The 2,448-nt window shown below is 59.4% G+C and carries 2 protein-coding genes; both read right to left on the reverse strand.

Going from position 1 to position 2,448, the window contains the following annotated elements:
• Positions 1–61 precede the first annotated feature (61 nt).
• The gene (gene istB / locus ACT3UM_RS24105) at positions 62–802 is read right to left on the reverse strand and encodes an IS21-like element helper ATPase IstB (RefSeq protein ID WP_498902539.1); all 741 of its coding nucleotides are present in this window, start codon (positions 800–802) and stop codon (positions 62–64) included.
• Entirely contained in the window at positions 789–2,315 is a 1,527-nt protein-coding gene (istA, locus tag ACT3UM_RS24110; protein ID WP_498902541.1) for an IS21 family transposase, read from the reverse strand. Before istA ends, istB begins: the two co-directional genes overlap by 14 nt.
• Positions 2,316–2,448: the final 133 nt, after the last annotated feature.

The following is a 2,448-nucleotide window of genomic DNA, read 5'->3' on the forward strand; positions in this document are numbered from 1 at the left end:
TGTCAATGGTCATTTATTTTAACCCACCTTTGGCCAATAAAATTGACCCACCTACCTTTACCTAAGTCGTTGTTTTCTGCTTCAGCCGATAGCTCTCTCCTCCCAGCATAAAGATGTGTGAGTGGTGGATAACCCGGTCAATAATCGGTACCGCAACCGCATCATCGTGGAAGAACTCGCCCCAGTTGGTGAAGTCCTTATTGGTGGTCAGAATGATGCTGCGGTATTCGTACAGGCTGTTGATCAACTGGAACAGGTTGTAGCGAGACTGCTTCGTCATCGGTAGGTAGCCCAATTCATCGAGCACCAGCACATCGTACTTCGCCAGTTGGCTCAGCCGTTTCTTGAGCTCGCCCTTCATCTCGGCGAGCTCCAAATCTTCCACCAGGGCCAGTGCGGTGCGGAATAGCACCTTGTAGCCTGCCTCAATGGCCTTGAGCGCAATGCCGATGGCCAGATGCGTTTTGCCCACTCCGGGCGGCCCGATGAAGATCAGGTTCTGGCGCTGGTCGATGAACCCGAAGTCCAGCAGCGCGTTCACCTGTCGCTTGGTGATGGTGGTCTGGTGGCGGTAGTCGAAGACCTCCAGCGGCTTGCGCGCGGGCAGTTGCGCCTGTTTTAGGTGGCGGATGATCCGGCTACGGGTGCGCTCATCTAACTCGTGCTGGGCGATCTGTCCGGCGAAGTCCAGGTACGACAACTCATTGGCTTCCGCCTGCGATAGCAGCGGGGCCAACTGCTTCGCCGTGGCGTTCAGGCGCAGGCTGCGGTACTGGGCCTGAGTTTGCTCAAGCCGACTCATGGGTCACCTCCTGGCCACTGGAGTGGCCAAGCTGGGCATAAGCTTGAAGGGCTGTTGCTGGCAACCGGTTCTTCGGCTCAGGGCACTCGACCCGATCAGGCGTTCGACCTCGCACCTGAGCCTGCGCCCAGGCTTCGAGGTAGCGCTGTACCGCCGAGGTGGTCAGCTGGGGGTGCCGGGTCAGGGTCGTCAATAACTCGGTATCCACGGGTGCGTGCTTGAGTAGCAGGTCTCGCAGCCCGACCAACTGATCCTTGTAGATCCTGGGTGAGGTGCTCTTGAGCAACTGGCACAGTGCCTCGCTGGTTCCAATAGGCAACTGCTCGGCAATGGCTGCTTCCAGTTCGGCAATGCGCTGAGCCGGATCCCGGTAATGATGGTTGTTCTTGATCGTGCGCCCCTTCTCCAGGCTCAGCGTGTGGGTGGCGATCCGCTCGCCTGTCTCCAGGTCGTGGATGTGCAAGGCACCGTCCTGTTCCGATACACCCACCAGGGCGCGCTGCCAGGCCAGAGGAACCGAGTATTTGTTGGCCTTCCAACTGATCAGGCCGGTCTTGTCGGCACGCCGGGTCTCGTGCGCTGGCGCGCTGTGCAGCAAGGCCGTGGGGGCTGCATAAGGCCGCAGTTGAGCACGTTCTTCGCGCTCGAAGTGCGCCCGGGGTTGATGCCCGGTGGTGCCATGCACGCGCGCATTGGCGACCGCCTCAAGCCAGTGCTGCAGGTGTTGGTGCATGGCCGCCTCACTCTCGAAGCACTCGCCGTAGAAGGCGTCCTGCTTGACGTACTTGACCCCGGCTTCCACCTTGCCCTTGCTCTCTGGGTCGTAGCCTTCGCAGGCATGGATGCGGTAGCCGACAGTGGTCGCGTACTGGTGGAAGCGCTGGTTGAGGGTCAGCTCCCGGTACTGCTCGCTGATGACCACCATTTTGGTCTGGTCGTAGACGCACTCTTCGGTCATGCCACCAAAGTAGCGGAAGGCTTCGTCGTGCAACTGGATGAAGGCGTCGGTATCGAGCGGCTTCAGGCGCGCCCCCACATACATCAGACGTGAGCAGGCCAGCACAAAGACCACGAAGTAGACCGTGCGCTCCACGCCGGCAATGAGTACCCCGCGTAGTTCACCGGGATCCACCTGGCACTGAACGCCAGGTACGGCCTCCACCACGGGCTCGTAGTATCGGCATTGGCCACTGGCCACCTGCTCCTTGAGTGCTCGGACATAGCGGCGCAGGCTACGGTCGGAGGCCGGTATCTCGCCCACTTTATCGCGCAGACGGCGCGCCAGCTTGACGGCACTGAGTTGGGGATAGGCCTTGAGTTGGTGGATCAGGAAGTCCCTGTGTTCATCCAGCCGTTTGGTGCGTGACGGATCTTCCTGGGCGTCGCTGATGGCCGCCTCATCGAGCTTCAGGTATTTGCGTACGGTGTTGCGGGCAATGCCCAGCTCACGGCTAATGGCCCGCACAGAAAGGCCTCGCCCTTGATCGTACAGTGCCTTGATTTTATGTATCACAACCCACTCCTTCAATGATTTGTCCCGGGCTAATGTATATGGCCAGGGAAGTTACAGAGTTCGGTGGCCAAAGCCACCCGGGGTGGGTCAAAATTAATGGCCATTAGTGGGTCATTTTAGATGGCCATTAACA

Origin of the sequence: Halomonas sp. AOP13-D3-9 (assembly GCF_052379125.1) — a bacterium.
Taxonomy (GTDB): domain Bacteria; phylum Pseudomonadota; class Gammaproteobacteria; order Pseudomonadales; family Halomonadaceae; genus Vreelandella.

Coding starts and splice junctions, on each gene's coding strand:
- istB (WP_498902539.1), bottom strand. CDS start 802: ATGAGTCGGCTTGAGCAAACTCAGGCCCAGTACCGCAGCCTGCGCCTG.